This is a genomic window from Sporosarcina sp. FSL K6-3508 (assembly GCF_038615825.1).
Taxonomy (GTDB): Bacteria; Bacillota; Bacilli; order Bacillales_A; family Planococcaceae; genus Sporosarcina; species Sporosarcina newyorkensis.
Map to the genome: position 1 here is coordinate 2,187,102 of NZ_CP152016.1, position 25,813 is coordinate 2,212,914.

Annotated in this window: 24 protein-coding genes; 7 read left to right on the forward strand and 17 right to left on the reverse strand. The window is 42.8% G+C overall.

The genetic code is table 11. From position 1 onward, the window contains the following. The first annotated feature begins 74 nt into the window (after positions 1-74). The 3 genes from MKX97_RS10735 to MKX97_RS10745 are packed head-to-tail and all read left to right on the forward strand — an operon-like array spanning position 75 to position 2,521. Positions 75-707, forward strand: a complete 633-nt coding sequence (locus MKX97_RS10735; protein ID WP_221836379.1) for a GNAT family N-acetyltransferase — start codon at positions 75-77, stop codon at positions 705-707. 15 nt (positions 708-722) lie between these two features. Further along, complete coding sequence (locus MKX97_RS10740) at positions 723-1,367, forward strand: acetoin utilization AcuB family protein (RefSeq protein ID WP_078816919.1); 645 nt, start codon at positions 723-725, stop codon at positions 1,365-1,367. Beyond that, positions 1,364-2,521 (forward strand): acetoin utilization protein AcuC, encoded by a 1,158-nt coding sequence (locus tag MKX97_RS10745; RefSeq protein ID WP_340759073.1) that lies wholly within the window; start codon positions 1,364-1,366, stop codon positions 2,519-2,521. Before MKX97_RS10740 ends, MKX97_RS10745 begins: the two co-directional genes overlap by 4 nt. A 489-nt stretch (positions 2,522-3,010) precedes the next feature. Here the strand turns inward: MKX97_RS10745 and ccpA are convergent, their stop codons facing one another. Together ccpA and MKX97_RS10755 are read right to left on the reverse strand one after the other, a co-directional pair. Beyond that, positions 3,011-4,009 (reverse strand): catabolite control protein A, encoded by a 999-nt coding sequence (ccpA, locus tag MKX97_RS10750; protein WP_078816921.1) that lies wholly within the window; start codon positions 4,007-4,009, stop codon positions 3,011-3,013. Between the two features lie 253 nt (positions 4,010-4,262). Beyond that, positions 4,263-5,345 carry a bifunctional 3-deoxy-7-phosphoheptulonate synthase/chorismate mutase gene (locus MKX97_RS10755; RefSeq protein WP_040759645.1) on the reverse strand — a complete coding sequence of 361 codons (1,083 nt, stop codon included), beginning with the start codon at positions 5,343-5,345 and terminating at the stop codon, positions 4,263-4,265. A 165-nt stretch (positions 5,346-5,510) separates the two neighbouring features. On the opposite strand from MKX97_RS10755, the gene MKX97_RS10760 reads away from it, so the two are divergent. Continuing rightward, a complete protein-coding gene (locus tag MKX97_RS10760; RefSeq protein WP_342535938.1) occupies positions 5,511-7,661 on the forward strand; it encodes a cell division protein FtsA in 2,151 nt (716 codons plus the stop codon). 58 nt (positions 7,662-7,719) lie between these two features. Here MKX97_RS10760 and MKX97_RS10765 read toward each other — a convergent pair whose 3' ends face one another. The 9 genes from MKX97_RS10765 to MKX97_RS10805 form a co-directional block, all read right to left on the reverse strand. Beyond that, entirely contained in the window at positions 7,720-8,379 is a 660-nt protein-coding gene (locus tag MKX97_RS10765) for a YtxH domain-containing protein (protein WP_078816922.1), read from the reverse strand. A 55-nt stretch (positions 8,380-8,434) separates the two neighbouring features. Beyond that, on the reverse strand, positions 8,435-8,887 hold the full coding sequence (locus MKX97_RS10770; protein ID WP_221836371.1) for a DUF948 domain-containing protein: 453 nt from the start codon (positions 8,885-8,887) through the stop codon (positions 8,435-8,437). Between the two features lie 358 nt (positions 8,888-9,245). After that, complete coding sequence (gene murC / locus MKX97_RS10775; protein WP_221836369.1) at positions 9,246-10,559, reverse strand: UDP-N-acetylmuramate--L-alanine ligase; 1,314 nt, start codon at positions 10,557-10,559, stop codon at positions 9,246-9,248. A gap of 132 nt (positions 10,560-10,691) precedes the next feature. Continuing rightward, positions 10,692-13,370 carry a DNA translocase FtsK gene (locus tag MKX97_RS10780; RefSeq protein ID WP_342535939.1) on the reverse strand — a complete coding sequence of 893 codons (2,679 nt, stop codon included), beginning with the start codon at positions 13,368-13,370 and terminating at the stop codon, positions 10,692-10,694. Between the two features lie 228 nt (positions 13,371-13,598). Further along, positions 13,599-14,204: a YtpR family tRNA-binding protein gene (gene ytpR / locus MKX97_RS10785; RefSeq protein ID WP_342535940.1), complete on the reverse strand. Its 606-nt coding sequence runs from the start codon at positions 14,202-14,204 to the stop codon at positions 13,599-13,601. Next, positions 14,201-15,016, reverse strand: coding sequence for a DUF1444 domain-containing protein (locus tag MKX97_RS10790; protein ID WP_009497711.1), 816 nt, complete (start codon positions 15,014-15,016; stop codon positions 14,201-14,203). Before MKX97_RS10790 ends, ytpR begins: the two co-directional genes overlap by 4 nt. A 41-nt stretch (positions 15,017-15,057) precedes the next feature. Next, the gene (locus MKX97_RS10795; protein ID WP_078816930.1) at positions 15,058-15,576 is read right to left on the reverse strand and encodes a hypothetical protein; all 519 of its coding nucleotides are present in this window, start codon (positions 15,574-15,576) and stop codon (positions 15,058-15,060) included. Positions 15,577-15,653: 77 nt separating this feature from the next. After that, a complete protein-coding gene (locus MKX97_RS10800) occupies positions 15,654-16,175 on the reverse strand; it encodes a DUF84 family protein (protein WP_340759079.1) in 522 nt (173 codons plus the stop codon). 31 nt (positions 16,176-16,206) lie between these two features. Continuing rightward, positions 16,207-17,280, reverse strand: coding sequence for a M42 family metallopeptidase (locus MKX97_RS10805; protein WP_009497714.1), 1,074 nt, complete (start codon positions 17,278-17,280; stop codon positions 16,207-16,209). A 203-nt stretch (positions 17,281-17,483) separates the two neighbouring features. Between MKX97_RS10805 and MKX97_RS10810 the strand changes: the two genes are divergently transcribed. After that, positions 17,484-17,798 carry a PepSY domain-containing protein gene (locus MKX97_RS10810; protein ID WP_009497715.1) on the forward strand — a complete coding sequence of 105 codons (315 nt, stop codon included), beginning with the start codon at positions 17,484-17,486 and terminating at the stop codon, positions 17,796-17,798. Between the two features lie 202 nt (positions 17,799-18,000). Here the strand turns inward: MKX97_RS10810 and MKX97_RS10815 are convergent, their stop codons facing one another. The 4 genes from MKX97_RS10815 to dat all read right to left on the reverse strand — a co-directional run bounded on the left by MKX97_RS10815 (position 18,001) and on the right by dat (position 21,451). Beyond that, complete coding sequence (locus tag MKX97_RS10815) at positions 18,001-18,846, reverse strand: MBL fold metallo-hydrolase (protein ID WP_221836365.1); 846 nt, start codon at positions 18,844-18,846, stop codon at positions 18,001-18,003. A gap of 77 nt (positions 18,847-18,923) precedes the next feature. Then, positions 18,924-19,580, reverse strand: coding sequence for a tRNA (guanosine(46)-N7)-methyltransferase TrmB (trmB, locus tag MKX97_RS10820; protein ID WP_342535941.1), 657 nt, complete (start codon positions 19,578-19,580; stop codon positions 18,924-18,926). 34 nt (positions 19,581-19,614) lie between these two features. After that, complete coding sequence (locus MKX97_RS10825; protein ID WP_342535942.1) at positions 19,615-20,580, reverse strand: NERD domain-containing protein; 966 nt, start codon at positions 20,578-20,580, stop codon at positions 19,615-19,617. Further along, positions 20,564-21,451, reverse strand: a complete 888-nt coding sequence (gene dat / locus MKX97_RS10830) for a D-amino-acid transaminase (protein WP_342535943.1) — start codon at positions 21,449-21,451, stop codon at positions 20,564-20,566. Before dat ends, MKX97_RS10825 begins: the two co-directional genes overlap by 17 nt. Before the next feature lie 314 nt (positions 21,452-21,765). Here dat and MKX97_RS10835 point away from each other — a divergent pair, with 314 nt between their 5' ends. Continuing rightward, the gene (locus tag MKX97_RS10835; protein ID WP_009497720.1) at positions 21,766-21,987 is read left to right on the forward strand and encodes a DeoR family transcriptional regulator; all 222 of its coding nucleotides are present in this window, start codon (positions 21,766-21,768) and stop codon (positions 21,985-21,987) included. A gap of 56 nt (positions 21,988-22,043) precedes the next feature. Here MKX97_RS10835 and MKX97_RS10840 read toward each other — a convergent pair whose 3' ends face one another. Then, complete coding sequence (locus MKX97_RS10840; protein WP_009497721.1) at positions 22,044-22,775, reverse strand: pseudouridine synthase; 732 nt, start codon at positions 22,773-22,775, stop codon at positions 22,044-22,046. 3 nt (positions 22,776-22,778) lie between these two features. After that, positions 22,779-24,395: a polysaccharide biosynthesis protein gene (locus tag MKX97_RS10845; protein ID WP_009497722.1), complete on the reverse strand. Its 1,617-nt coding sequence runs from the start codon at positions 24,393-24,395 to the stop codon at positions 22,779-22,781. Between the two features lie 127 nt (positions 24,396-24,522). Here MKX97_RS10845 and MKX97_RS10850 point away from each other — a divergent pair, with 127 nt between their 5' ends. Continuing rightward, positions 24,523-25,776 carry an NAD(P)/FAD-dependent oxidoreductase gene (locus MKX97_RS10850; protein WP_342535944.1) on the forward strand — a complete coding sequence of 418 codons (1,254 nt, stop codon included), beginning with the start codon at positions 24,523-24,525 and terminating at the stop codon, positions 25,774-25,776. Positions 25,777-25,813 lie beyond the last annotated feature (37 nt).

The window sequence follows — 25,813 nt, forward strand, 5'->3', positions numbered from 1 at the left end:
GAGTAGCACATATTGGGCTCACAGCGATTACCTGCCAACTTTAAGGGTAAATTGAAAAGGAAGGAGTGAACTGCGTGGAACATAGAAAAACGTATTTTTCAAGATCGTTTCCTCACGAAGAAGGTGAATTAATTATTGAAGGACCTATTTCATCTGAGCAATTGTCTGCGCTTAATTTCCATGAAGGACTGAAAGCATTTCGTCCACCTAAACAGCAACAAGAAGCATTAGTAAAAATTGCTTCATTTCCAGAAGGACGCATCAATATCGCGAGAATCGGAGACATGATCGTCGGCTACGTGACCTTTCTCTATCCTGATCCACTTGAAAGATGGTATGAAGCAAAATTATCCAACTTAATTGAGCTTGGTGCTGTCGAAGTAGCTGCAGCTTATCGGGGTGCTCATATCGGAAAGTCATTGCTGGAGTTATCGATGATCGACGATGCAATGGAAGATTATATCGTGATCACGACGGAGTATTATTGGCATTGGGATCTAAAAGGAACCGGATTGACAGTTTGGGAATACCGAAAAGTCATGGAAAAAATGATGCGTGCTGGCGGAATGGAGTTTTTCTCAACGGACGATCCGGAGGTATGCTCACACCCAGCCAATTGTTTGATGGCACGGATAGGAAAAAGAGTCGACGAAGAATCGATCCTACAATTTGATCGAGTTCGTTTCAAAAACCGGGTAAACTACTGAAAGTGAGGAATGACGATGCTCGTACAAGACATTATGAAGAATGACGTTATTACGTTGAATTCCACGCATACGATCGCAGAAGCTGTCCATTTGATGCAAAAGAAAAAGATCAGACATATACCGATCATAGAAAATGACCGCTTAATTGGATTGGTAACGGATCGTGATGTCAAAGAAGCCGCCCCTTCCAGCCTCTCCGATGAGTTAGAAACATTACTCTATGAAACACCTCTTTCTAAAATTATGAAAACTGATTTGATCATTGGTCATCCAAGAGATTTTATAGAAGAAGCTGCTTTGCTATTTTACACATATGAAATCGGTTGTTTACCTATCGTATCAAATTATCAACTCGTCGGTATACTGACCAAAACAGATCTGCTCTACAATTATATTGAATTGACAGGTGCGAACCAGCCAAGTTCTCATATTCAAATTAGAGTCCCAAATCAACCAGGCATTCTTTTTGAAGTATCAAAAGTATTTCATCACCATAATACCAATGTGCTGAGTGTTCTTGTCTATCCTTATCAAGATGACGAATCATATAAAATTCTAGCTGTCAGAATCAAACGGATGAATCCCCTTTCCATCATCGAAGATTTAAAAATGGAAGGGTTTCAGGTTCTTTGGCCGAGCGAACCGGAGATGAACTTATGAAAAAACAAGCAAGTTTTATATTTTCACCCGACCAATTAAATTATGAGTTTTCGGAGACACACCCATTCAATCAAAAACGAATTATCTTAACTAAAGATTTACTGGAAGAAATCCATGCGATCCAGCCAGATGAAATTGTCGTGCCAAGATCGGCAACCGATGAAGAACTACTGTTGGCTCACGACGCGAAGTATATTGAAATTGTGAAAAAAGCAAGTAAAGGTGAAGTAAGTGAAAATATTGGCAGTATATATGGAATCGGAACAGAAGATACTCCCTTCTTCCCTAATATGCATGAAGCCAGTGCACTACTAGTCGGCGGAACGCTCACTGCGATTGAGGAAGTGATGGAAGGTCGTTCAAGATTTGCTCTGAATCTAGGCGGAGGCTTACACCATGGTTTTCAGGGCAAAGCATCAGGGTTTTGTATCTATAATGACAGCTCTGTTGCAATAAAATATTTGCAGGAAAAGTACGGTGCCCGTGTGCTTTACGTCGATACGGATGCACATCATGGAGATGGTGTGCAATGGACATTCTATGACGATCCAAGTGTTTGTACATTTTCTATCCATGAAACCGGCCGTTATTTATTCCCAGGAACCGGGAACGTAACGGAGCGTGGGAACGGTAAAGGATATGGCACTTCGTTCAATTTCCCTGTGGATGCATTCACGGAAGACGAATCGTTCTTACACATTTATCGTACAGCATTGCGGGAAGTTGCAGAGTTTTTTAAACCTGATGTGATACTGACACAAAACGGTGCGGACGCACATTATTTTGATCCGCTAACCCATTTGTATGGAACGATGAAGATTTACGAAGAGATTCCAAAAGTCGCCAAAGAACTGGCAGAAGAATATTGTGATGGACGTTGGATTGCAATAGGCGGAGGTGGTTATGATATATGGCGCGTCGTTCCACGCGCTTGGTCTCACTTATGGTTAACTATGAAAGCGATTCCAGCTCCAACCGGCGCTCTGCCCGAAGAATGGTTGAAAAAATGGCAGCCGGAATCCCCTGTTTCCCTGATTGAAACATGGGAAGACCCCCCCAATTTGTACGAGCCTGTGCCACGTAAAAAGGATATCAATGAAAAGAATGAGCAAATGCTAACGAGAGCTCTCCATGTCATTCGCAATGGTTCGTAATCTATTTATAAAAAACAAGCAACTTATCTTAGTGATAAGTTGCTTGACTATGTAGCCTACATAGAATAAAGGCGAATATATGATAGTGTTATGATAGTGTTATGATAGTGTAATTAAATGATGTAAGATGGTCTGTGCTTGCATACCGAAGATTTTATACATAGTGGAAACACTGTGTGAAGTTTGGTATTTTCCTCCTTGAACAGAAAATATTTCTATTCTTTAACTCGAATGTTATTTCCTATACCCATCATCCTCAGGATATTACGCCAGTTGATCGTAGTGGAAGGCAGCGAAAGGAGAAAATATGCTCTCAACGCTACGCTTTTGTTCGCAAAAGCCGTTTTTCGTTCCGGCTTTTCCTGTGGGATTAGCCCGACAGGTGAAACGCCGCGGGAGCCACGCGGAATGCAGGTCAACGGTGCCTCACCCACTAGTTTCTTAATCTACACAAACAAGCAACTTATCCAAATGATAAGTTGCTCGTTTTTACTTTACAGACTGGCGCTCTTCTAGATGATACGGTAAGATAACCTCTGTTTCTTCTACCTCTTCTTCATTGATCAACTTTGTCAGCAAACGCATGGATACTGCACCGAGGTCATACAAAGGTACGACAATAGCCGACAGTTGTGGACGTACGATTCTTGCGAGAATGGAGTGTTGGAAACAAATGATTTCTACATCATCTGGTATACTCAGACCTTCATCACGTACGCCATTCATAATTCCAACCGCCACCTCATCGCTGCTAGTCATAACAGCTGTTGGATGATCTGCCAATTTCCCTAATACATTCCAACTTTCATAGGCATCATCATACGTATTATCTGTCTCGACAATCAATGATTCATCAATCGGCATACCGGCTTCTTCTAGAGCCCGGATATAACCTACCCGTTTACACACACGGTTAATATCACGTGTGAACGGGCCTGATACGAAGGCAATTCGCTTATGCCCATTATCAATTAATTTCTTAACGACATCATAAGCGGCTTGTTCATGATCAATATTTACCGAGGGTAAATTGGTTTCAAAATCCAATGTACCCGCTAATACAATCGGTACATTGGCAGTTTTCATTTCTGCCCGCACTTCTGGAGAGATCGAATCACTCATGAAAATTAAGCCGTCCACTTGTTTTCCTAAATGATCTTCAAAAAGTTCGACTTCCCGTGAAGTGCTCTTGTCTGAGTTGGAGATGATGATATTGTATTCATACATCGTCGCCACATCTGCAATTCCTCTAGATAATTCTGCATAATAGCTTTTGGACATGTCAGGAACAATGACACCAATCGTTGTTGTCCTTTTGCTAGCCAACCCTCTAGCGACTGCGTTCGGTCTGTATCCTAACCTCTCAATACAATCCAATACTTTTTTTCGAGTAGCAGGCTTGACATTTTGATTTCCATTAACTACTCGTGAAACCGTTGCCATAGATACGTTTGCTTCTCTTGCTACATCGTAAATGGTGATAGCCATTTCCAATCCTCCCAACGATCCTTATTCTATACTAGTATACAGTGTTGCCCATCTTTATAGGGTTTTTTCTTTATTTTAAAATTTCTAATTATGTACATACGATGAATTAAAGAAATGAACGGTCTCAACCGTCACTTTCCGTTCCAGGAAGATGCCTTCCACTCCAAGCAACTTAGTGTGAATAAGTAAAAAATCAGTTGTTCAACTTATATAGAAGGCACCGATCCTCATTACTGGGATCGGTGCCTGATTGTCAGATTGTTTGGTGTGTCTTCATGAAGCGATTCATTTCTTCATAGAACGTATCAAACTGCTCTAGGTTCATTTGTTGTGCTGAATCCGACAGTGCTACTGCAGGATCCGGATGAACTTCTGCCATGACACCATCTGCTCCTACTGCAATCGCTGCTTTCGCCGTTGGAAGCAATAGGTCTTTGCGTCCTGTAGAGTGCGTCACGTCGACGAATACCGGCAAATGCGTTTCTTGCTTCAAAATTGGAACCGCTGAAATATCGAGTGTATTTCGTGTAGCCGTTTCGTATGTACGGATTCCACGCTCACATAGCATAATTTCAGTATTTCCTTTAGAGATAATATATTCAGCTGCGTTAACAAACTCAGAAATCGTAGCAGACATTCCGCGCTTCAGAAGTACCGGCTTATCAACCATGCCCGCTTCTTTCAGCAATTCGAAGTTCTGCATATTACGAGCACCAATTTGGATTACATCGATATACTCGAGTGCTTCCTCCAAATGTGCTGGTGTGATGATTTCTGTGACAATGGAAAGTCCTGTCTCATCCGCAACTCTTTTTAAAATTTTCAGTCCTTCCAGACCAAGCCCTTGGAAGTCATATGGAGATGTACGCGGCTTGTAAGCTCCACCACGAATCATCGTTAAGCCTTTTGCTTTGATAGATTGTGCAACAGCCAATACTTGCTCGTAAGATTCTACTGCGCAAGGACCATAAATGAAAGTAGGTTCCCCACCTCCGATTTTCTGGCCGTTCACATTTACAATTGTATCTTCAGCTTTCCGTGCACGGGATACGAGCAATGCGTTCTTCTGCTCATCTTGCTGCACCTCAAGCGCTGACATGAAAATCGATTTGAACACTTGCTCCAGGATTCCGTCTGGTAATGGACCGTTATTCGCATCCTTTAAGACGTTTAGCATCTCCCGTTCGCGGATTGGATCATATCTATTCACACCTTGCTTTTCCTTAAGTTTACCAATTTCTTGTACAATGGCGGTACGCTCATTGATCAAATCCAAAATATTATTGTTTAACTGATCAATGCGACCTCTTAACTCACCTAAATCTTGCTTGCTCATCATTCTGTCTCCTCCCCGCACATATCATCCTTTTCTAAGTCCGGAATCTATGTTACATTTTTATATAATAGACCAAGTATAATGACTTATCTTTGAAAAGTCACGCAATTTCACCGAATTAATACATTTTCACTATTTTCACATAGAATAAAGCTTGAAAAGAGGTTGAAAATCCTGGTTAACACATTATTTGCACTCGACATCGGAACGCGTTCTGTAGTCGGTATTGTGCTGGAAGAATATGATGATTCGTTTCATATCATCGATTTAATTTCGAAAGAACATAAGGAACGCTCGATGATTGACGGACAAATACATAATATTTTAAGCGTGGCGTCTATCATTCAAGAGATTAAACAAGAGCTAGAACAGCATCATGGTAAGTTGCAGCATGTCAGCGTGGCAGCGGCAGGTCGCTCTCTGAAGACAGCAGAAGGCTCCATAACGATTGATATCTCGGAACGACCATTGATTTCGACTGAGGATATTAACCGCTTGGAATTATCAGCGGTTCAGAATGCACAGCAAACTTTGCTCACTTCGGATGAACTGAAAGAGGACGATCATTATTACTGTGTTGGCTATTCCGTACTTCACTATAAATTAAATGGCGAGGAAATCGGCAGTCTGATCGACCAGAAAGGAAAAGTAGCAACAGTTGAAGTTATCGCTACATTCTTACCGCGTGTTGTCGTTGAATCATTACTCGCGGCGTTAAAACGGGCAGATTTAGAGATGGAAGCATTAACCCTTGAACCGATTGCCGCGATTAATGTCCTCATCCCGCCTTCCATGAGAAGGTTGAATATTGCATTAGTTGATATTGGCGCCGGTACATCGGATATTGCGATCGCGAATGAAAATACCGTAACAGCGTATGGCATGGTCCCGGTAGCAGGTGATGAAGTAACGGAAACTTTGAGCAGTCATTACTTGCTCGACTTCCCGCTTGCCGAACAAATGAAACGTCAAATAGCTTCGCAGGAAACGCTCACCTTTCACGATATTTTGGGGTTCGAACAAGAAATTCCAGCGGAGGAAGTTGTTGACGTCATTCGTCCTGCTGTAAAACGCTTGGCTATTTCGATCAGCGAAGAGATTAGAAGATTAAATAACGGTACCTCTCCGCAGGCTGTTATGATTGTTGGAGGCGGAAGTTTGACGCCCACATTATCAAAAGAGTTAAGCGTCCAACTGGAGCTGCCTGAGAACCGGGTGGCGATTCGAAGCTTGGATGCATTGACAGGCGTCACTCTTAACGACACGATTGAAGCTTCCCCTGCACTCGTCACGCCGATTGGAATTGCCATTGCTGCGAAGAGAGCACCGATTCACTACATGTCCATCACAGTCAACGAGCAGGATATTCGTCTTTTCGAACTAAAAGAAATGACAGTCGGCGACGCATTACTTGCAGCGCATGTCACTGCTCGCCAATTATACGGAAAGCCCGGACTCGCTTTGACAGTGAAAGTAAACGGGCGCTGGGTAACAATTCCTGGCGAACACGGGTCTTCCACCACGATTTTATTAAATGGCAGAGAAGCCAGCACGAAAGATCGTATTCGTAATCAAGATGTAATTGAACTAGATTTCGGAATGGACGGCAAAGACGCGGAAGCTGCAGTTAAAGATTTAGTAGATGGCCCTGCATCGATCCATTTTCACTTAGATGGTTTGGCTGTAACAGTTGACAGCGAGGTATTACTGAACGGACAAGTTGCCTCTATAGACACTATGGTCTCAGATCGTGATGAATTGATTGTACGGCAAGCAAACACATTAGGTGCGGCTATTGAAAAAGTGTACAGCATACAACATCCGAAAGTATCTGCAGAATTGTTTTCCGTAAAGTGGAACGGGAGCAATCATATCCTGAAACATCGTCCGTCTAAATATCTCGTAGATGGTAGAGAGATTACTCATCAATATATAATCCAAGACGGCGATATCATTGAGACCAGATCTCCTGAGCCTTTATCTATTAAAGAAATTGCGGACGAATTGGAGATTATCTTGGAAGCTCGTGCAGATGTTATGTTCAATACTGAACCTGTCAGTATCAAGAAACAACGCACTGCCGTATTCATCAACGGTCAGCTGGCGGACCATGCTTATCAGGTTCAACCCGAAGATCAAGTAGAATTTAAGTCCGTCTCAGATGCACCTATCATTTTCAGCGACATTTTTTCATTCACAGATTTCTCGCTGCCTACTAACTCCACTTCTGCTTATCGCTTGCTGCGTAACGGAGAATCCATTCGTTTCAATGAACCTATTTTCGGCGGAGACCGACTGGAAATTCAATTTGAATAAAGCGTAAAGAGGCTGTCATTCTCATATAGAAAATGACAGCCTCTTAATTTATTGAGCATTATTTTTTGCTTGCACTCACGGTTTTATTCGGATTTACGTTTTTATGCGGCTTCTCTTTTTCATTTTGGTCTACAGATTGATCCGCTTTCTTGATCTTGCCAGACTCTTCTTTGCTTTCCTTCATGCTTTTATATTCTGTTGCCTCTTCACCTTCTGAAGACACTGTTCCATCATCCATTGGAATATTTGTCTTGCCTGCAACGGATTTCACTTTATCCACTAACTGACCAGATTGCTCTTGGATTGTTTGAGAAAGTTCCGATGATTTGTCTTTTGCAGCGGAAGTGAATGCAGCTGTTTTCTCTTTTGCAACGTCCGTCCAATCCGCCGTTTTATCTTTTGCTGTACTTGATAATTCTATTGCTTTATCTTTTGCAGTTGAGCTAAGTTCAATGCTTTTATCTTTCAGTTGTGCTGCTTGTGTTGTGAAATCTTCACGCATCTCACGTCCTGTTTTCGGTGCCAAGAAAAGAGCAGTGGCTGCGCCGATGACACCTCCGATAATTGCTCCGGCCAGGAAGCTTCCTGTTCCGCTGTTATCTTCTTCATATAAATCGTTTGTAGAACGGTACGTGTAATTTGCCGGGTATTGTGGTTCACCGTACGTGTTTGCGTAGGTACCTTGGTTTGTATTGTAGTTCGGTTTGTTTTCTGTCATTTTACTTCCTCCTGTGTGTTGAATGTTTGGTATGCTGCTAAGGAAAATGCTTGAACTAGGAGCGGGCCTTATATAGTGTCCAGCCAGTGGACTTTGCCGGTTTCCGTTCTTTCACTTGATCGTAGAGACCAACTGCCACGGTTCCCCACTGCAAGACTTGGGCTATTTTTTCACTGTTTTGTTCAGCCTGTGTAGTAACAGAGCTGGAAATACGGTGCACGGATTGATTCAAGTTGTTTACCGAATCACCTACTCCTTTTACTGCATCCACTACAGTGGTCAGCTTTTCCGCCTTACTTTGTAAGTCCTCAGCCAGCTGATTAGTTTTGTGAAGGAGTTGTGTACTTTCTGTTGTGACTCCCTCCAGTTGTTTAGTCATGTCGTCCATTGTATGCGAGACGCTTTTTAAAGTAGTCTTTAAAGACCCGAGCGTCATGGCAAGACTGACACAAAGAATAAGAAATGCGATCGCAGCCACAACTGCTGCGACATAAAGTAAATTAACCACCGACGTTATCCCCCTAGAGCATATTCTTACGAAAACTTTACCCTTCTTAAAGAGCTTTTAAACTTTTCGCCTTATAGCTACTCTTCGACAAAACTAAGTGATATCCTTTTTCAATCTCCAATTAATTGTTTCATTTTATCGATTACGCCTCGGAGTAATTGCGTCTATATTTTGAATTGTGCTTAGTTCTGCGTGATGCAGGTCAGTTAACCTTTGACACAGGACAGGGCAATCTTCACCTGTGTTCTCCTATCGTTCATCAAGTGTTTGAACATCCCTCGAACAGGAAAAAACTACTTCCTCTCATCACCTAAGTCTCCCGCTGAATAAAACTGAAAAAAACAGCCTCCCCATATGGTTAGGCTGTCTCTTCTTTGGAAATATTGGATTTGAATTGTTCTAAGTATTGTTGGATATCTCCTGCACCCATGAATAGGATGACCGCGTTTTGATGTCGCGAAAGTTCGGATGTATCATCTATTGTTAAATGGCGAGAACTCGGAATTTTATTGACTAAATCCTGAATTGTTAAATTTCCTGCCTGTTCTCTAGCTGAACCAAAGATATCGCACAGGTACACTTGATCGGCATCGGACAAACTGTCTGCAAACTGATCTAGAAGCGCAGCCGTACGCGTGAAAGTGTGCGGCTGAAATACCGCCACTACTTCCCGATCCGGGTATTTTTGACGTGCAGAATCCAACGTTGCACGAATTTCAGTCGGATGATGCGCATAGTCGTCCACGATCACTCTGCCTTCGAATTCCATGACAGAAAAACGTCTTTTCACACCTGGAAACGTAGCGAACCGAGCATCGATTACTTCAGCCGGTATATTCTCATAATGGCATAGGGTGATGACACCAAGCGCATTTTTGATTGCGTGATCGCCAGTTAAAGGAATCGTGAATCGATGATAGAATTCATTGCGAATAAACACGTCGAAGGAACAGCCGACTCTGTCCTTTTCGATGTTGGTCGCATAGAAATCATTTGAGGAATCGAGTCCATAATAAACGATTGGCACTTGTGTCTGTAGACGCTGAAGATTTTCATCATCACCGCAAGCAATCAATGCTTTCTTCACCTGACTTGCCATTTGACTAAATGCATCCAAAATATCGTCCAAGCTCTTAAAATAATCCGGATGGTCAAAATCAATATTCGTCATAATGGCATAGTCTGGATGGTACGCCAAAAAATGCCGTTTATATTCGCACGCTTCGAATACAAAGTACTCGCTATTCTCTACGCCTTTACCAGTTCCATCGCCAATTAAGTACGATGTCGGTGCGAAACCGCCCAATACATGGGAAAGTAAACCAGTCGTGGACGTCTTTCCATGAGTGCCAGTTACGCCAATTGAAGTGAATTGTTCCATATAAGATCCAAGGAAATCATGATAGCGAATCACTTCTACTCCAAGTTCGTCTGCTCTTTTTAATTCGGCATGATCGTCTTTAAAAGCATTGCCTGCGATAACTTTCATACCAGGTTGGATATTGCTTTCGTCAAATGGTAGGACTTTTATATTTCGTTCATGTAAAGGATCTTCCGTGAAAAAATATTTTTCTACGTCAGAACCTTGGATTTTATAAGAAGAATCATGCAGCAACTGGGCAAGCGAGCTCATTCCCGATCCTTTTATGCCTGTAAAGTGTAACAATGTCATATTGAAACCTCCCGGGAATTCTTTCATCCCACTTTTTATCTTCAGCTAAAAATATTTACGCTTGAAGATTATATCTTGTCATAGTATAGCATGTGTTTAAGAAAAAAATTAGCGACTGAATTACTGATTTCTTCAGTTTAGGAAGTTTTCTAATGCTTGATGTGTCAAAAATACATCTCTCGGTTTACTTCCTTTTTGCTCAGAAATAAACTGATTCGCTTCCATACGATCCATCAGTTTGGCCGCACGGTTATATCCGATGCTGAAATGTCTTTGTAGCATCGAGGTGGACGCACTCCCCTGCTCAATGATGAAGGAACATGCCTGTTGGAATAATGGATCCATTTCCTCTTCCTGAATAGCTGTGGCCAGCAAGTCTTCTTGACCGAAGAGATAGTCAGGTTCAGCTTCGTTACGAACGTGTTCTATTATACGCTCAATTTCATCATCCGTGACAAATGTCCCTTGTAGACGAATAGACGCTGACTGTCCATTGCCTAAGTACAGCATATCCCCTTTTCCGAGCAGCCTCTCTGCGCCAACCGAATCCAATATCGTCCGTGAATCGACTTGTGACGAGACCGCGAATGCAATTCGTGTTGGAATATTTGCTTTGATCGTTCCCGTAATCACATCGACGGATGGTCTTTGTGTCGCGATAATCAAGTGAATGCCGCAAGCTCTGGCTTTTTGGGTGATTCGGCTAATGGAAATTTCCACGTCTGCCGGCGCCATCATCATCAAATCCGCCAACTCATCAATAACGATCAGCATGTATGGCATCTTCAAGGAGAAGCGGCGCGATTCCATGACCATTTCATTATAGCGCTCAATATTTCGTACACCGGAATGGGCAAACAGCTCGTACCGTCTTTCCATTTCTTCAACAGCCCATTTTAGAGCAGCAGTAGCAGCTTTGACATCTGTAATGACCGGGCTCAATAAATGCGGAATGCCATTATAAGGAGCAAGCTCAACCATCTTCGGATCGATCAACAGTAGTTTCAGATCATGGTAGGATGCTTTATACAATAAACTGATCAGCAATGAATTTATACAGACTGATTTACCGGAGCCAGTTGCACCGGCAATCATTCCATGCGGCATTTTGCGCAGGTCGATCGTTTGCGGTTCACCTGTTAAACTGAGTCCAAGAACAGCTTCTAGAGGTGAGTCCGAGTTTTTAAAGGGCTCACTTTCTATCACTTCTGAAATACGGACTGCTCTCGTTTGACGATTCGGTATTTCTACTCCGATCAAACTGGTTCCTGGAATAGGAGCTTGAATACGAATATCCCGCGCTGCCAAAGCAAGTTTCAAGTCGTCCGTCAGGTTGCGGATTTTACTTACTTTTACCCCTTGTTCCACCGTCAACTCAAACATCGTCACAGCAGGACCTTGAACAGCTTGCATGACGGTCGCTTGAATGGAGAAATATGACAGTGCCTCTTCTAACTTCGCTGACTGAGACTCGAGCCACTCCTCATCCTTCACCTCTTCTTCCGGTGGTGCCAAGAAATTCAGGGGTGGGAATGCATACGAAGGAAGTGGTTCTTCGTCCACTTCATCTTCCATGCTCTTAATAGGCTGTACTGCTTGCGCAACTGAGGGTTTAATGACCGTTTTCTCAACTAAAGGTTGTTTCTCTTGTACGGCTTCTTGCACGTTTTTATCTTCCAATGAAGATTGTGCATGTTTCATCGCCAATTTTTCTTTGTCCGATTGGAGCATCAACACATTAAAAGGTATGATTTTTTCTTTCTTTTGTGATTCAGCATTTTCTTCAATCGTCTGAACAAAATCAATCTCCTCGTTCACTTCTCCTAATTCAGCTTCTTCTGCATCAAACTCATCAGTTTCAGATTCTGCAACTTCCAATTGCCCGATTTCACGGACTGCCACCATTGGTGCTTCGGAAATCACAGTCGTTTCTTCATCTTCATCTGAAATGGCAGATATCGTCGATGTATCTGACATAGAAAGGGGAAATTCTGACTGTAAGTCTGTTTCTGTTTCTGTTTCTGTTTCTATTTCTACTTCTTGTACTTCATCCTCTAGTTCCTCAGTTTCTTGCTCTTCCATAACAAAAGATTCAGCTACAGCAACTTCATTGCTCCCACTCTCAAACTCCTCTACGGCTAAAGGCTGTGTGAGTTCTTCGATTGAACCACTATCAGAAGTCATTTCTGCAGGTACTTCTTCGATTTCTGTCACAACATCTACCGATTCAGCCTGTTGCAGGTCCAGATCATCTATAGCTTGGGTTTCCTCTAGTTCTTCCATTTGCATTGCATCTTTTTGCTTTCTTCTTAACTTAGCTTCTTCCATAGCAGATAAGACAGGCGTGCTCTTAACATAGCCATAGATAGGAGACGGTACTTCAGATGGCGAGAACGGTCTTCTAGGTACCTTTGGCAGAGCTTCCTTAACAGGTGTGCTTTTCACTTGTGCTGCTTTGGGGCGAATCTTAGCAATCGTCGGTGGCTTTGGAGATTCAGATTTTGGTTCGGATCTATAAACCTTACCTTCTTGTTCAAATCTGCCAGGCCAGCGTGCATTTTGATAAAGCGGAATCTTTTCATATTCTTCTTCTAGTTCTTGTTGTAAATAATCTTTTGTATATTCATTGTGCTCGATTTCTTTTTCCCATCCATAAATTTCATGATCTGAAACAATCGGAAATCTAAAGTTTACTTTTTTATTACCTTCCATATCATCATTGGTGATAGAATTTTCATAGGATTCATTTATTTTTTCTCCGTCTTCTTCCATTTGTTGAAGACGTCTTTTCATATTTCGTAACCAACTCAAATGTATCACTCTTTTCATGTCAATCAATCTATTTTAACAGGTTCACTATGTGGAAATCAAACAGATCTATGTATGTTGAAAATAAAAAGAATATTGCAAGAGTCAGCCTATGCAAATGCAACAAGATTCTCGGACCTCTTATACGACTGAAGTCATAAAAAAAGCTTTTGCAGCGAGCTGGGCTTAGCCTCGTACAAAAGCTGATCGACTTAGATAATTATAATAACCTTATAGTTGGAAAGCTTCTCCAGCTTCTCTTTGCTCGTCCAGCACAAGAATTCCCTTTTCTTCAGGAGAATTCTTCAGGTTAAGTTCTTTAGCAGAGCAGATCATTCCAGATGACGCTACGCCACGTAGTTCAGCATCACGAATAATCATCCCAGAAGGCATAACTGCACCGACTTTCGCTACGACTACTTTTTGTCCTGCTTCAACATTCGGTGCGCCGCAAACGATTTGCAATGTATCTTCGCCCACGTCAACTTGACAAATATTCAATTTATCTGCGTTTGGATGCTTCTCTTTTTCTTTCACATACCCTACAACGAATTTCGGACTGAAGTCGACATCAAGTTCAAATTCCACTTCATTCTTCCTAAGCGCTTCTTGAAATTGTTCAGCAAGTTCTTCTGTTAATTCCACTTGTCCGTTTGCAGCAAGCGGGAAGTAACTCGACACGTCAAACAAATTGAATCCGATGATATCACCAGTTTTCGCTTCTTTGAGGATCGCTACATCATTTTTACGCTCGCATACTACTTCAGTTGGTCGTTCAGTTGTCAACTGGACGAATAAAACATCGCCTACACCTGCGGCATTATAAAATAAGTTCATTTTTTCTTGTCCCTTCTAGCCAATCGATTTTTTGCCATAATAAAAATAGGCTCTAGTTTGCCATCTTCATAAATAAACGACAGCGATGTAACAGGCACCGCGCCTGTTGTGAAAAATTGCATTGCCATTTGTGCAATGACATCATAGCCTGTGTCATTCCGGATATCTCCGATGATCAACACGTCTTGATGCGGTACCGACACAACCATATGACCTTCAATCTTCTGTTCCATTTCCTTCAAAAACGGCTGATTCAATATTCGGCTCGCATCATAGCCATCATTATTATTAATGAAATAAAATACATTATCGGATACTTCATCACGTTTCCAGGCAGTTGGCAATGTCTTCACTGTGAACATAGCAACTTCCTGTACTTCCTGAGCCGTCATTCCCATCTCAGTAAGCATGCCTTCATCAATCAAACGATAAGTCGTACCTAAATCCAGCGCATAAAAAATACGGGTTTCCGCTGTATGATCCTTCGTCAGAAACGGTTGCCCCGCTGCACTTTCAGTCGGGAACGATGTCGAACGAATAACAGGATAAATAGTTGTTTCACCAACAAATCCTTTTTCATGCTCCTGCTCCATCGCATGGAACGTTTCTTGGATTGTGTAGACTACTTCATCGATTGCTCGCTCTTTTTTTAACTCATACTTCGCCAAAATCTCCGGCAATGAAATATCCATCCCTCTATGAAGTGTATGATGGACGATTCGCAGCTTGTCAGCCTTACGATCGAACTGCCAATCAAACTTCTCTTTAGGTAAACGATTTTTCAGTTCTTCTACTAAATCTTTAGCTTCCATTCTAGACACTCTCCTTCTCAACAATCGTTTGTCCTATTTCATCACTTCTCGTCTTGCTGAACAGAACGCGCAATTTGCATCATTTTTCCCAAATGAGAGTCGATATTCTTTTCATCTGTTACGGTCTCCACTTTCACTCCACCTACACTAGCAATCAATTCCACTAACTTCTCACTTTTTTGTATGACCGCAACAAAGCCAAACACCTCGTCCTTTGCGAATGTCTGCGCTCCTACTAAGTTTTCAGGTTCATCTGTCATCAGCAAATCATAATAGACACGGCTATTTTTCTTTTCGTTTGGATTGACAGTCAAATAAAATGAATCATTTCGTTTCGTTAGGACAATTGTTTGAGAAGTGGATTGCTTGTCCACTTCCATCGTTGTCGGCTTGTAAAAATGGATGTCACCAGCCGCCTCATTGGTTTTTTTAGCATTTGCCTCAAATGCTTCCCTTGCAGCGACAAAGCCCTCATCAGTCAGTCCTTCGACTTTCTGGTTGCATCCTACGAGGACTACGGCCAGAAGCAGCAGCAAGACAACCTTTCCATTTCGGAACATCTAGGTTCCCCCCTTCTCCACTCCGTACAATTTTCTATCAGTCCTATTCTAATCGCATGCCGTCTCTATTGCAATATTCAACTGCTAGCCTTGCTGTATAGGAATTGGCCAATCAACAGCTGCATGATGTGTTCGAACAATACATCCCTCGGAACCGTTTGGGCTGTAAGCATTCCCATGGCTCCTTCTGAAAGGCGAATTTGTTGTTTCTTAAAATAGTGATCAACCGCATCTCCCAGTTCCTTACCGTTCTTAATTTCGGCAGCCAAGTCTTCCGGAAGCGGAATTTGCGCACCTGCAGCTGTAAACACCTGACCATCCGGTGTGGCAAGTGCGCCCCAATTGCATAAATACATCGTCCTTCCGATTATCCGGACGCCGCCTTCCAATCCGATTCCATATGTATCCTCTTGCAACGCACTCGCCGCGACCGCTCGATTAATCGCACCTTGTCTCGTTTCTTCGTCACTCATTGGCTGTGGACTCACACCAGAAGCGACGGATGCTGAAGATATGTCCCTGTTGCCAAGGTAGCGTTCAATCATCCGCGTCACCGCACGCATTTTCGCTTGATTTTCAGAACCTGTTATAAATTTCATTCAGCACCCTCCTTCCTCTCTCAATATCCGCTTAACTGTTTTGTTTAATCGTTTCGACAGTCGTTTTGTCGCAAGCTTTCACTAAATGAACGAGCAATTCTTTTGCTGCCGCATAATCGTCCGTATGAATAATCGAAGCCGCCGTGTGAATGTATCGAGAACAAATTCCGATGACGGCACTTGGCACGCCCTCATTGGATAAATGGACTTGACCGGCATCCGTTCCGCCTTGGGAAACAAAATATTGATAGGGCACGTTGTGAGTTTCCGCCATATCCAAAATGAATTCACGCATTCCGCGATGTGTCACCATCGTACGGTCGAAAATACGCAACAACGTTCCCTTTCCCAATTGGCCAAATTCGTTTTTATTGCCACTCGCATCATTCGCAGGACTTGCATCCAACGCAAAGAACAAGTCTGGATTGATCATGCGGGCAGCGGTCTGTGCACCGCGCAAACCAACTTCTTCCATGACAGTTGCACCGGAATAAAGAGTATTCGGCAGCGTGTCGTTTTTCACTTCCTGCAGCAATTCCACCGCTAGCCCGCAGCCGTATCGATTATCCCAGGCTTTCGCCATAATTTTTTTCGGATTTGCCATTGGTGTGAACGGACAAATCGGCAAAATCTGCTGTCCAGGACGGATTCCAAAACTTTCTGCATCTGCCTTATCATCTGCACCGACATCGATTAGCATATTTTTAATATCCATTGGTTTTGCTCGTGCTTCATCACTCAATAAATGTGGAGGGATTGAACCAATGACACCTGTTACAGTATCTTTGGTCGTAATAATTTGCACTCGTTGCGCAAGCAGCACTTGATTCCACCAGCCGCCTAATGGCTGAAAACGAAGCATTCCGTTGTCCGTGATGCCTGTCACCATGAAGCCGACTTCATCCATATGTCCGGCTACCATGATTTTCGGCTGCCCCTCTTTACCGTTTCGGACACCAAACACGCCGCCCAGACCGTCTTGAATGATCTCGTCTGAATTTGTTTTAAGTTGTTCACGCATAAAAGCCCGGACACGATGTTCATTTCCTGGAGCGCCGGGAAGTTCTGTCAATGTGCGAAATAAATCCAAAGTTTCTTTTTTCATGCAAATCCCTCACTTTTTTTACGATCTACCTGCATTATATCGAGATGGCAAACAGATGAAAACTATTTAGGTTCCTCATTTTCTTTAATTAGATGATTAAAAATATGCTGAATGGATAAAAAGGAAAGACATTTGAATCGCCATGCTCTTTTAATCTATGGTACACTATAAGAAAAGATTTGCGAAGGAGGCTGCAATTGGCCATGAGAGTAAAAGAATTTTTAGCTGGCATTTTAACTGGTGTTGCTGCAGGAGTAGTAGTAAATGAAGCATTCAACAAATTAAATGAAGAAGTACCTGCTGACAACGTTCTTAAAAAAGTGAAAGAAGCTTTTAAAGAGGAAGGTCCAATTGACGGTTCTTGGATCGTAATGAAACCAGAACCTTATACAAATCACGTAATTTCTATGGAGGTCTACCGTGGAGGAGTTTCTCGTATGAAAGACGGAAGACTGGAACAATATGAATTTGCTGCGGATGCGAAGACAGGTACTGTCGTGGAATTAGTTCGCCAATAATCTATATACAAATAACAGGTAAGGACACGGAGACTGAGTAACTCATCTTACGTGTCCTTTTTCATTTCTTGTTTTATGTCGATATTGTATGTTAGGTGCAGCGAGACTTTAGTGAGTTCCAATTCTTTTCTCGCTTGACCACACGAGAAAAAGCTGTCACCGAAAGTGATTTCTACTTTCAGGACAGCTTCATTTTTTCATTTTATCGAGTACGCGGAACGCTCTCTACGATTTGCTTTCCATCCTCGCTGAACTTTGCCATACGGAACACAGCATCGTGATAGAAAATAAATCCATAGTTATTTGGAAGCGCTTCCTTCATGAGGCGCTCTTTTGCGAAAATGGAGTCCATCGGGTAGTCATCATAAGCAAGTACCCACAGTGGATTAGAATGCGCATGTGTCGGCATGATATCCGCCATGTGAATAAGTGTTTCGCCTTGCTGTTCCAACTTGATCACACTATGGCCGTCACTATGACCGCCTGTATGGATCATTTTAATACCTGGTAATACTTCCAGCTCATCTTCAAATGTCTCCACTTGATCTTGGATCGGCTCCCAGTTCTCCGGCCAATACGTGTTGCGTGAACGAATATTCGGCTCTCTCATTTCGTCCCATTCCACTTTAGATGTGTAGATTGTAGCATTCGAGAACACAGAGACGAGTCGGTCGCCTTTCCATTGTGTCAGGCCTGCCGCATGGTCGTTGTGTAAATGCGTCATCAGCACGATGTCGATATCCTCCGGTGTCAAGCCGAGCTCTTCTAAGCTTTCTTCTACTCTAGTTTCAGCACGGACACCCAAGTTTCTTTTCTTCTTTTCATCCAGTTTCCCCTTGCCGATCCCTGAATCAATCAATAAATTCTTGCCTTGGTACTGTATTAAGATCGGATCCGTCCGCAATTCGATTAAGTTGTTTTCATCGGGTTCGTAGCGTCTTGACCACAATGCTTTCGGTACGACACCGAACATCGCACCTCCATCCAAATAGTTCACTCCACCGTCTAACCATGTTAGTTTCATGTCATGAAAAGTTAATTGATCCATAATAATTCCTCCCTACCTTCCGAATTAACATCCCGCCCACCATCATGGATTTCCGCGAGGAGACCTCGCGGAATAGCCTATATTTTCTTTCTGATTGGATACTCGGCTTCCAAGCGATAGATCGGTTGTCCTTTGCTTGAGAACTTTTCTTCGTACTCCGTTAATATATTGTCTTCCGGCATGTTCGCGTGTAAATCTAAGGAAACAGACAGTAATTTCATGCCGTAATCTGTCATGGATACTAAAGAGTATTCGAAGAGCGAACGATTATCTGTCTTAAAGTGAATTTCTCCACCCGACTTCAGAATACCTTCATATTTTTGTAAAAAATTCGCATGTGTCAGCCGACGCTTCTCATGGCGGGTTTTTGGCCATGGATCAGAAAAATTTAAATACACTCGATCGATTTCAGCATCCGCAAAAATATTTTCTAAATCTTCACCATTAGCACGTAATAAACGCAGATTGGATGGTTTCCCTACCTCGATTGCTTTCTCCAATGCCGAAACGATGACATTATCAAAATGTTCGATGCCAATATAGTTGATGGAAGGATTGGCAAGCGCCATACCAATGATAAATTGACCTTTTCCTGTCCCTACTTCAATATGAATCGGCTGCGGGTTTCCGAACTCCTCGGCCCAATGACTTTTCTTACCTTCGGAATCCATGATTAACATCTCAGGATGCTCTGCCATAAAATCTTTCGCCCATGGTTTGTTTCGTAAACGCATAATCAGTACACTCTCACTTTTTCTTTAAATTCTTTTATTCTTCGATTGGCTCTTCTGGATCAAATAACCGGCTCATCGCAGTCGTTTGTGCATGATCCAAAATCGCTTGTGCCGCCTTGAATTGTGTATGCTTCATCGGACTCGGGTTGTTACTGAGCCGATCCAGCCACTCATCGTATGTTTTTTTATCTATTGACGTGATTTCATTCGGGTTTCCAGGATAATCGATATAGCCATTTCTCGTGAGGATTAATTTCTTGATAGGCAACTCCACATTCGCAGCCGTGAAAAATGATGAAACAACTTTCTCCATCCGATTCAGTGCAATGGTTGGATTCAACACTTTTACTTCCTTCTCACCGAACTTCTTCAGCCAGAATCGATCACCGCTGCTGATATAAGCAGCCATCCGCTCATCTTCCAGTGCCGTGATGCAATAGCAGGCAGTTGGTGTCAGCAATAAAATATCCAGTTCAATTGGAGCTTTATTCACTTTGACGATCGGATAATAGAACAGCAAAAAACTATCAGGTAAGCGCTGCGTCAACTCTTTCAACAAGGGATCGGAGAAAAACTTCGGGTCTACTCGTGAGCGATCATAGAGTGTCGAACTCGCCCATTTTAATTGGAACTGAAATAATTGATTCGTATACGATTTTTTCAGTTGTTCGATAGTGGAAGGCCGGTCGGAGATAGCGGCCTGGAATGCCAAATCTGTTTCCGTACCTTCTTCTTTCCCAACGTTCGGTTCTTCATCTTCAAATTCCTCATCTCGCCGCTTCCGCCATTTCTTGAAGAGAAGAGAATACCATTTCGCATCTTCTCGTGGATCCTCCTCAATCGTAGCGGCCTGTTCTTCAAAAAGATTAAAACCATGTTCCCATTGGTTTTTAATCCGTTTCCATTGATAACGCTTTAGACGGATGAATTGTGTCGGATAGCGTGTCAAATCATTCTCATAGCGCGAAACATAGTCGACTAGCTTAACTAGTTGAGCCATTTGAATCCCTTGCCGAAGCATGTCCAGCAGCTACTAATGCAGGTATCTGCTCATCGAATAATTTTTGCAACTGTCGAGTGAGCGGGCCTGGTATACCTTCGCCGATTGGCTGACGATCAATGGTCACGACCGGTGTGATTTCTGCGTTCGTAGATGTAAAGAAAAATTCGTCCATTGCCAAAGCTTCAGCTAATGTAAATTCCTTCTCTTGGACAGGTATTGAAAGATCGGACGCTAACTGAAGAACAACACGACGAGTAATGCCATTCAGTATAAAGTTATTGGCCGGGTGCGTATGTAGGATACCGTCTTTAATGCCGAATACATTAGAAGCTGAACCTTCCCGGACAATTCCGTCGCGCACAAACAATGCTTCCTGACAACCTTGTTCCACCGCTTCTTGCTTAGCCAAAACATTACCGAGTAAATTCAAGCTCTTTATATCACAACGAAGCCAGCGCATGTCTTCCACTGACTTCATGGCAGCCCCCTTGTCCAGCTGTTCAAGCGGTCGTGGATTCTCAACTGTATAGCCTGTTAAGACAGGAGACACGCTATGATCTGGAAATTGATGGACGCGTGGAGCTATCCCGCGTGTCACTTGCAAATAAATATGACCTACCGATAACTCATTTTCTTGCAACAACCGTTCTGCAATTCCAACCAGCTGTTCCAAAGTGTACGGTAAGGTCAAACGAATTTTGGCAGCACTTTCAAGCAGACGCTCCATATGTTCCTCTGCTGTATACAGTACGCCATCATACACTTTTATCACTTCGTAAACGCCGTCGCCAAAAACATAGCCACGATCATTCATTGATAGATTCATCTGTTCTTCCTGCAGGTATTCCCCATCTTTAAAGTAGATCATACGTCCGTCACCTCTTCTATTATAGAACCTAAAACAACCACGATAGGCTGCCGTTTCCTCTGACTCTATTTTCCCACGTTTAGTGAATAAAATAAAGGGAAACTATCTTATTGGAGTTTGTTAAAGAGTGAAGCAAAAATATGTGCGATTTATGAAAAAATACGTTATAATCATATTGTCAGAACATTTTACATACTATTCTGGCATAACTACTCAAAAGGAGCGGATCAGGACAGGTAATTTCAGAGAATACCCAACAGTCTTCGTTTGCTATGTTGGTGTGAAAATATGAAGATGAAGGAGTGGTTTCTTCGATGAACCCAGCTACCGATCGCATGTTAATTCGTATCAAAGATGTCTATTTGTTCATTCGGGATAACGGTACAGTAACGACTGAAGATGTGGCGGAGGAATTCAATATTTCCTCACGTACGGCTCAGCGAGACCTTAACGTTTTGGAGTACAACGAATTGATCAAGAACTCAGTCCGCGGCGAATGGACGACGACGTCCAAGAAAGTGAAATTAACTTCCTGATTCAGCATCCTATATACAGTTGTCTATACAGCGGAAAAGGCTGACGCATTCTTGCATCAGCCTTTTCGCTTGGAACTATCCAATTTCAGCAATTCCTGCAGCTCCACTTCTGTCAGCTCCCGGTATTCCCCTAACTTCAAATTGCCGTCTAACTTTAAGGGCCCCATCGTCAGCCGTTTGAGATAAACTACTTTTTTTCCTACCGACTCAAACATCCGCTTTACTTGATGAAACTTCCCTTCCGTAATCGTAAGTTCAATTTCGGAAATTTCGCCGGAATGAAGTATATTCAAAAATCCCGGCTTTGTTTCATACCCATCATCGAGCACGACACCTTTAGAAAATTCATTTACATCCTCTTCTGTGACACATCCCGATACTTTGGCAAAATACGTCTTCGGCACTTCTTTTTTTGGTGCCAATAAACTATGTGCCAACTGTCCGTCATTGGTCAGCAATAACAAACCTTCTGTGTCTTTATCCAATCGACCGACAGGAAACGGCTGAAAATGCCGTTCTTCAGCTCCTAGTAAATCCACTACAGTGCGATCACGGGAATCTTCCGTTGCAGATAGTACACCAGGCGGTTTATTTAACATCAGATAAATGAATTCCTTGTAAACAACTTCCTCGCCAAGTAATGAAACCGCATCTTTATCGGGATCCACATGCTGGGCAGGATCTTTCATCACCGCCCCGTTCACGCGAATCATTCCTTTTTTCAATAACTGACGTACTTCTTTCCGAGAACCATACCCCGTATTCGATAATAATTTATCAAGCCTCATTCGTCACCCTCCAAATCCAATGCGCTGCGCAATCCGCGTCAGCCGATCACCGAATAATCGTTGTGCAAGTCCTGACTTGAATGACAGGAACCCGTAAATCGCCATACCGACCCCTGTTCCGATCAGTACATAAAGCAATGCCTGCCAGCGACCTACCGGCACATGCAATGCGTTCAGCCCTTTAGTAGTCAGCCATACGCCGGCAAACATGATCGCATTAAAGATTAAGATAAGAACCAATCTTCTGATGACCATCTGCGACTTATAATTCAACGCCTTCTTAATGACCAGTAAATTGATGCCAACCGCTACTGAATAACCAATTGCAGTAGCGAGAATCGCACCATTTGTTTCAAACAGTTTAATTAGCGGTATGTTGATGATCATTTTCACAAGTAAACCAAGTAAAGACGTAAAGACAATCCATTTATGATGATCGATACCTTGTAAAATTGCCGCTGTTACCGTGAACATTGCAAACAGGATGGCGACTGGAGCGTAAGACGCCAGTACACCTGCACCTGCTGCGTCCTGTTCATATAAAAACTGATAAACTTCATTGTTCAAAACGATCAGCCCGATAACCATCGGGATCGTTAGAAATAACATGATTTGATAGGTTTGGTCCAATGACCGGCTTACTCCTTGCTGATCATTCTTTGTGTAATAGCTCGTGATAATGGAAATGAGCGCCATCGAAAACCCAGTCGCCACCATGACAGGAATCATCACAACTTTATGCGTCAAGAAGTTCAGCTTCGTCAAATACAAATCTGACACGCTTGCCAGCCCAATCGATTTCATTGCATCATTGAACGTGACCATATCGACAAATTGATAAATCGGATTAATGGTGCCGACAAGAACAAACGGCAAAACGTAAGCGAATACTTCTGTATAGATTTGACGGAGTGATACAGAACTCGCCGGAGGACTGTTAGTCAATAAATAATTGAATTCATCACGATACTTTTTCCAGTAATGATACAAACTCCACAAACCCGCAAGCGCACCAATAAACGCGGCAAAGACCGCAAATTGGACAGCTATCCTAGGAGATAATCCCAGTACGTTCACAACAATAAAAGCACCTGCAAGAACAACAACAATCCGGACGATCTGTTCAATTAATTGAGATACAGAAGTTGGTTCGAACTTTTGATAGCCTTGCAAAAATCCGCGCCCAATACTGAGTAACGGAACGGCAAGCAATGCAAAGCTGACCCAGCGGATGACTGAGGCGATATCTTGCACCGTGAAAATTTGTTCATCATCTCTTATCACGAGGCCAGCGATAGGATTCGCTAAGGCGAACAAAGCGAGAAACGACAGTAAACCTGTCAAAGACATGACGAGCATGCCTGACTTCATCAACTTTCGCCCTGTCGCATAATCCCCGAGCGCGTTATATTTCGAAACGAACTTCGAGATTGCAAGCGGTGCCCCCGAAACTGCCACCGCAAGTGCTAGGTTATAAGGTATGTATGCATATTGATAGAGACCGACACTTTTTTCACCGACTATTGCATAAAATGGGATAACATAAAGCAGCCCAAGTGCCTTTGACAAAAATAAGCCAATCGTTAAAATGGCTGTGCCTTTAATTAAATTCGATGCCATGATTGATTCCTTCCATTTCTCAAGAGATACTTATATAGTTTACCCCTCGGCACGTGTTTGTACAATCTTTAACTGCAAGCGACATGGTGTATAATGAATTCAAAACGAATGAAAGCGTGGTTCTACTATGTATGATGTAATTGTGATCGGCGGCGGCCCTTCTGGCTTAATGGCTTCTATTGCAGCGGCCGAACAAAACAAACGTGTATTGTTGCTTGAAAAGGGGCGTAAGCTCGGTAATAAACTGGCCATTTCTGGAGGTGGCCGCTGCAACGTCACTAACCGCCTATCTCAAGAAGAAATAATCAAGCACATCCCGGGTAACGGAAAATTTCTCTACGGACCATTCTCCGTCTTTAATAACCAAGACATCATCCAGTATTTCGAAGGTTTAGGTGTGCCTTTGAAAGAAGAAGATCACGGTCGTATGTTCCCTGTTTCCAATAAAGCGAAAGATGTCGTCAATGCCTTATTGAATCAAATGGATAAATTTGAAGTGGAAGTGCGTTTAGAATGCCGTGTTCAGAAATTGCTGATGAATGACGAAAAGATTCTTGGTGTCCGATTGGATGATGGCGAAGAACTGCAGGCCAACGCAGTCGTCGTAGCAGTCGGTGGCAAAGCAGTTCCCCAAACAGGCAGTACAGGAGACGGCTATCCTTGGGCTGAACGCGCCGGACATACTGTAACAGAACTTTACCCGACAGAAGTTCCTTTATTGTCAAAAGAACCATTCATCGTCTCAAAGGAATTGCAAGGTCTCGCGCTGCGTGATGTCAATGTGTCGGTGCTGAATAAAAAAGGTAAAACGCTTGTTTCGCATCAAATGGACATGCTTTTCACCCATTTCGGATTGAGCGGGCCTGCGATATTGCGCTGTAGCCAATTTGTCGTCAAGGAACAAATGAAAAACGGCAAACAACCGGTGTTGCTACAAATCGACTCTATACCCGATCAGCATGAGGAACAGCTCATGCAATCCATTACAAAGGTTTTGAAGGATGAGTCTAAAAAGCAAGTGAAGACTTCTTTAAAAGGGCTTGTACCTGAGCGCTGGCTTTTATTTTTACTACAAAAAGCTGAGATCGCTGAAACTGAAATCGGCGCAGATATTCCCAAGGAAGCTATTCGCAAGCTCGCTCATTTGCTCAAGACATTTCCTGTTCACGTTACCGGGACACAACCTATCGAGAAAGCATTCGTCACAGGCGGCGGTGTGTCTGTGAAAGAAATCGAACCAAAGACGATGGCTTCACGAAAAAAGTCCGGTCTCTTTTTCTGCGGAGAGATTCTTGATATACACGGTTACACGGGCGGATATAATATTACCGCTGCGCTTGTTACAGGCAGATTAGCTGGTATAAATGCAGGGATACTGTGAAAACATTGTGTTGTATGAGCGCGGAGTGAAGGTTTAT

Bases quoted from the DNA above. Each gene is read 5' to 3' on its own strand.
- MKX97_RS10740 (WP_078816919.1), top strand. From the start codon at position 723: ATGCTCGTACAAGACATTATGAAGAATGACGTTATTACGTTGAATTCC.
- MKX97_RS10745 (WP_340759073.1), top strand. From the start codon at position 1,364: ATGAAAAAACAAGCAAGTTTTATATTTTCACCCGACCAATTAAATTAT.
- ccpA (WP_078816921.1), bottom strand. From the start codon at position 4,009: ATGGCTATCACCATTTACGATGTAGCAAGAGAAGCAAACGTATCTATG.
- MKX97_RS10755 (WP_040759645.1), bottom strand. From the start codon at position 5,345: ATGAGCAAGCAAGATTTAGGTGAGTTAAGAGGTCGCATTGATCAGTTA.
- MKX97_RS10765 (WP_078816922.1), bottom strand. From the start codon at position 8,379: ATGACAGAAAACAAACCGAACTACAATACAAACCAAGGTACCTACGCA.
- murC (WP_221836369.1), bottom strand. From the start codon at position 10,559: ATGACATTGTTACACTTTACAGGCATAAAAGGATCGGGAATGAGCTCG.
- ytpR (WP_342535940.1), bottom strand. From the start codon at position 14,204: ATGAACTTATTTTATAATGCCGCAGGTGTAGGCGATGTTTTATTCGTC.
- MKX97_RS10790 (WP_009497711.1), bottom strand. From the start codon at position 15,016: ATGGAAGCTAAAGATTTAGTAGAAGAACTGAAAAATCGTTTACCTAAA.
- MKX97_RS10795 (WP_078816930.1), bottom strand. From the start codon at position 15,576: ATGTTCCGAAATGGAAAGGTTGTCTTGCTGCTGCTTCTGGCCGTAGTC.
- MKX97_RS10800 (WP_340759079.1), bottom strand. From the start codon at position 16,175: ATGAAATTTATAACAGGTTCTGAAAATCAAGCGAAAATGCGTGCGGTG.
- MKX97_RS10805 (WP_009497714.1), bottom strand. From the start codon at position 17,280: ATGAAAAAAGAAACTTTGGATTTATTTCGCACATTGACAGAACTTCCC.
- MKX97_RS10810 (WP_009497715.1), top strand. From the start codon at position 17,484: ATGAGAGTAAAAGAATTTTTAGCTGGCATTTTAACTGGTGTTGCTGCA.
- MKX97_RS10815 (WP_221836365.1), bottom strand. From the start codon at position 18,846: ATGGATCAATTAACTTTTCATGACATGAAACTAACATGGTTAGACGGT.
- trmB (WP_342535941.1), bottom strand. From the start codon at position 19,580: ATGCGTTTACGAAACAAACCATGGGCGAAAGATTTTATGGCAGAGCAT.
- MKX97_RS10825 (WP_342535942.1), bottom strand. From the start codon at position 20,580: ATGGCTCAACTAGTTAAGCTAGTCGACTATGTTTCGCGCTATGAGAAT.
- dat (WP_342535943.1), bottom strand. From the start codon at position 21,451: ATGATCTACTTTAAAGATGGGGAATACCTGCAGGAAGAACAGATGAAT.
- MKX97_RS10835 (WP_009497720.1), top strand. From the start codon at position 21,766: ATGAACCCAGCTACCGATCGCATGTTAATTCGTATCAAAGATGTCTAT.
- MKX97_RS10840 (WP_009497721.1), bottom strand. From the start codon at position 22,775: ATGAGGCTTGATAAATTATTATCGAATACGGGGTATGGTTCTCGGAAA.
- MKX97_RS10845 (WP_009497722.1), bottom strand. From the start codon at position 24,395: ATGGCATCGAATTTAATTAAAGGCACAGCCATTTTAACGATTGGCTTA.
- MKX97_RS10850 (WP_342535944.1), top strand. From the start codon at position 24,523: ATGTATGATGTAATTGTGATCGGCGGCGGCCCTTCTGGCTTAATGGCT.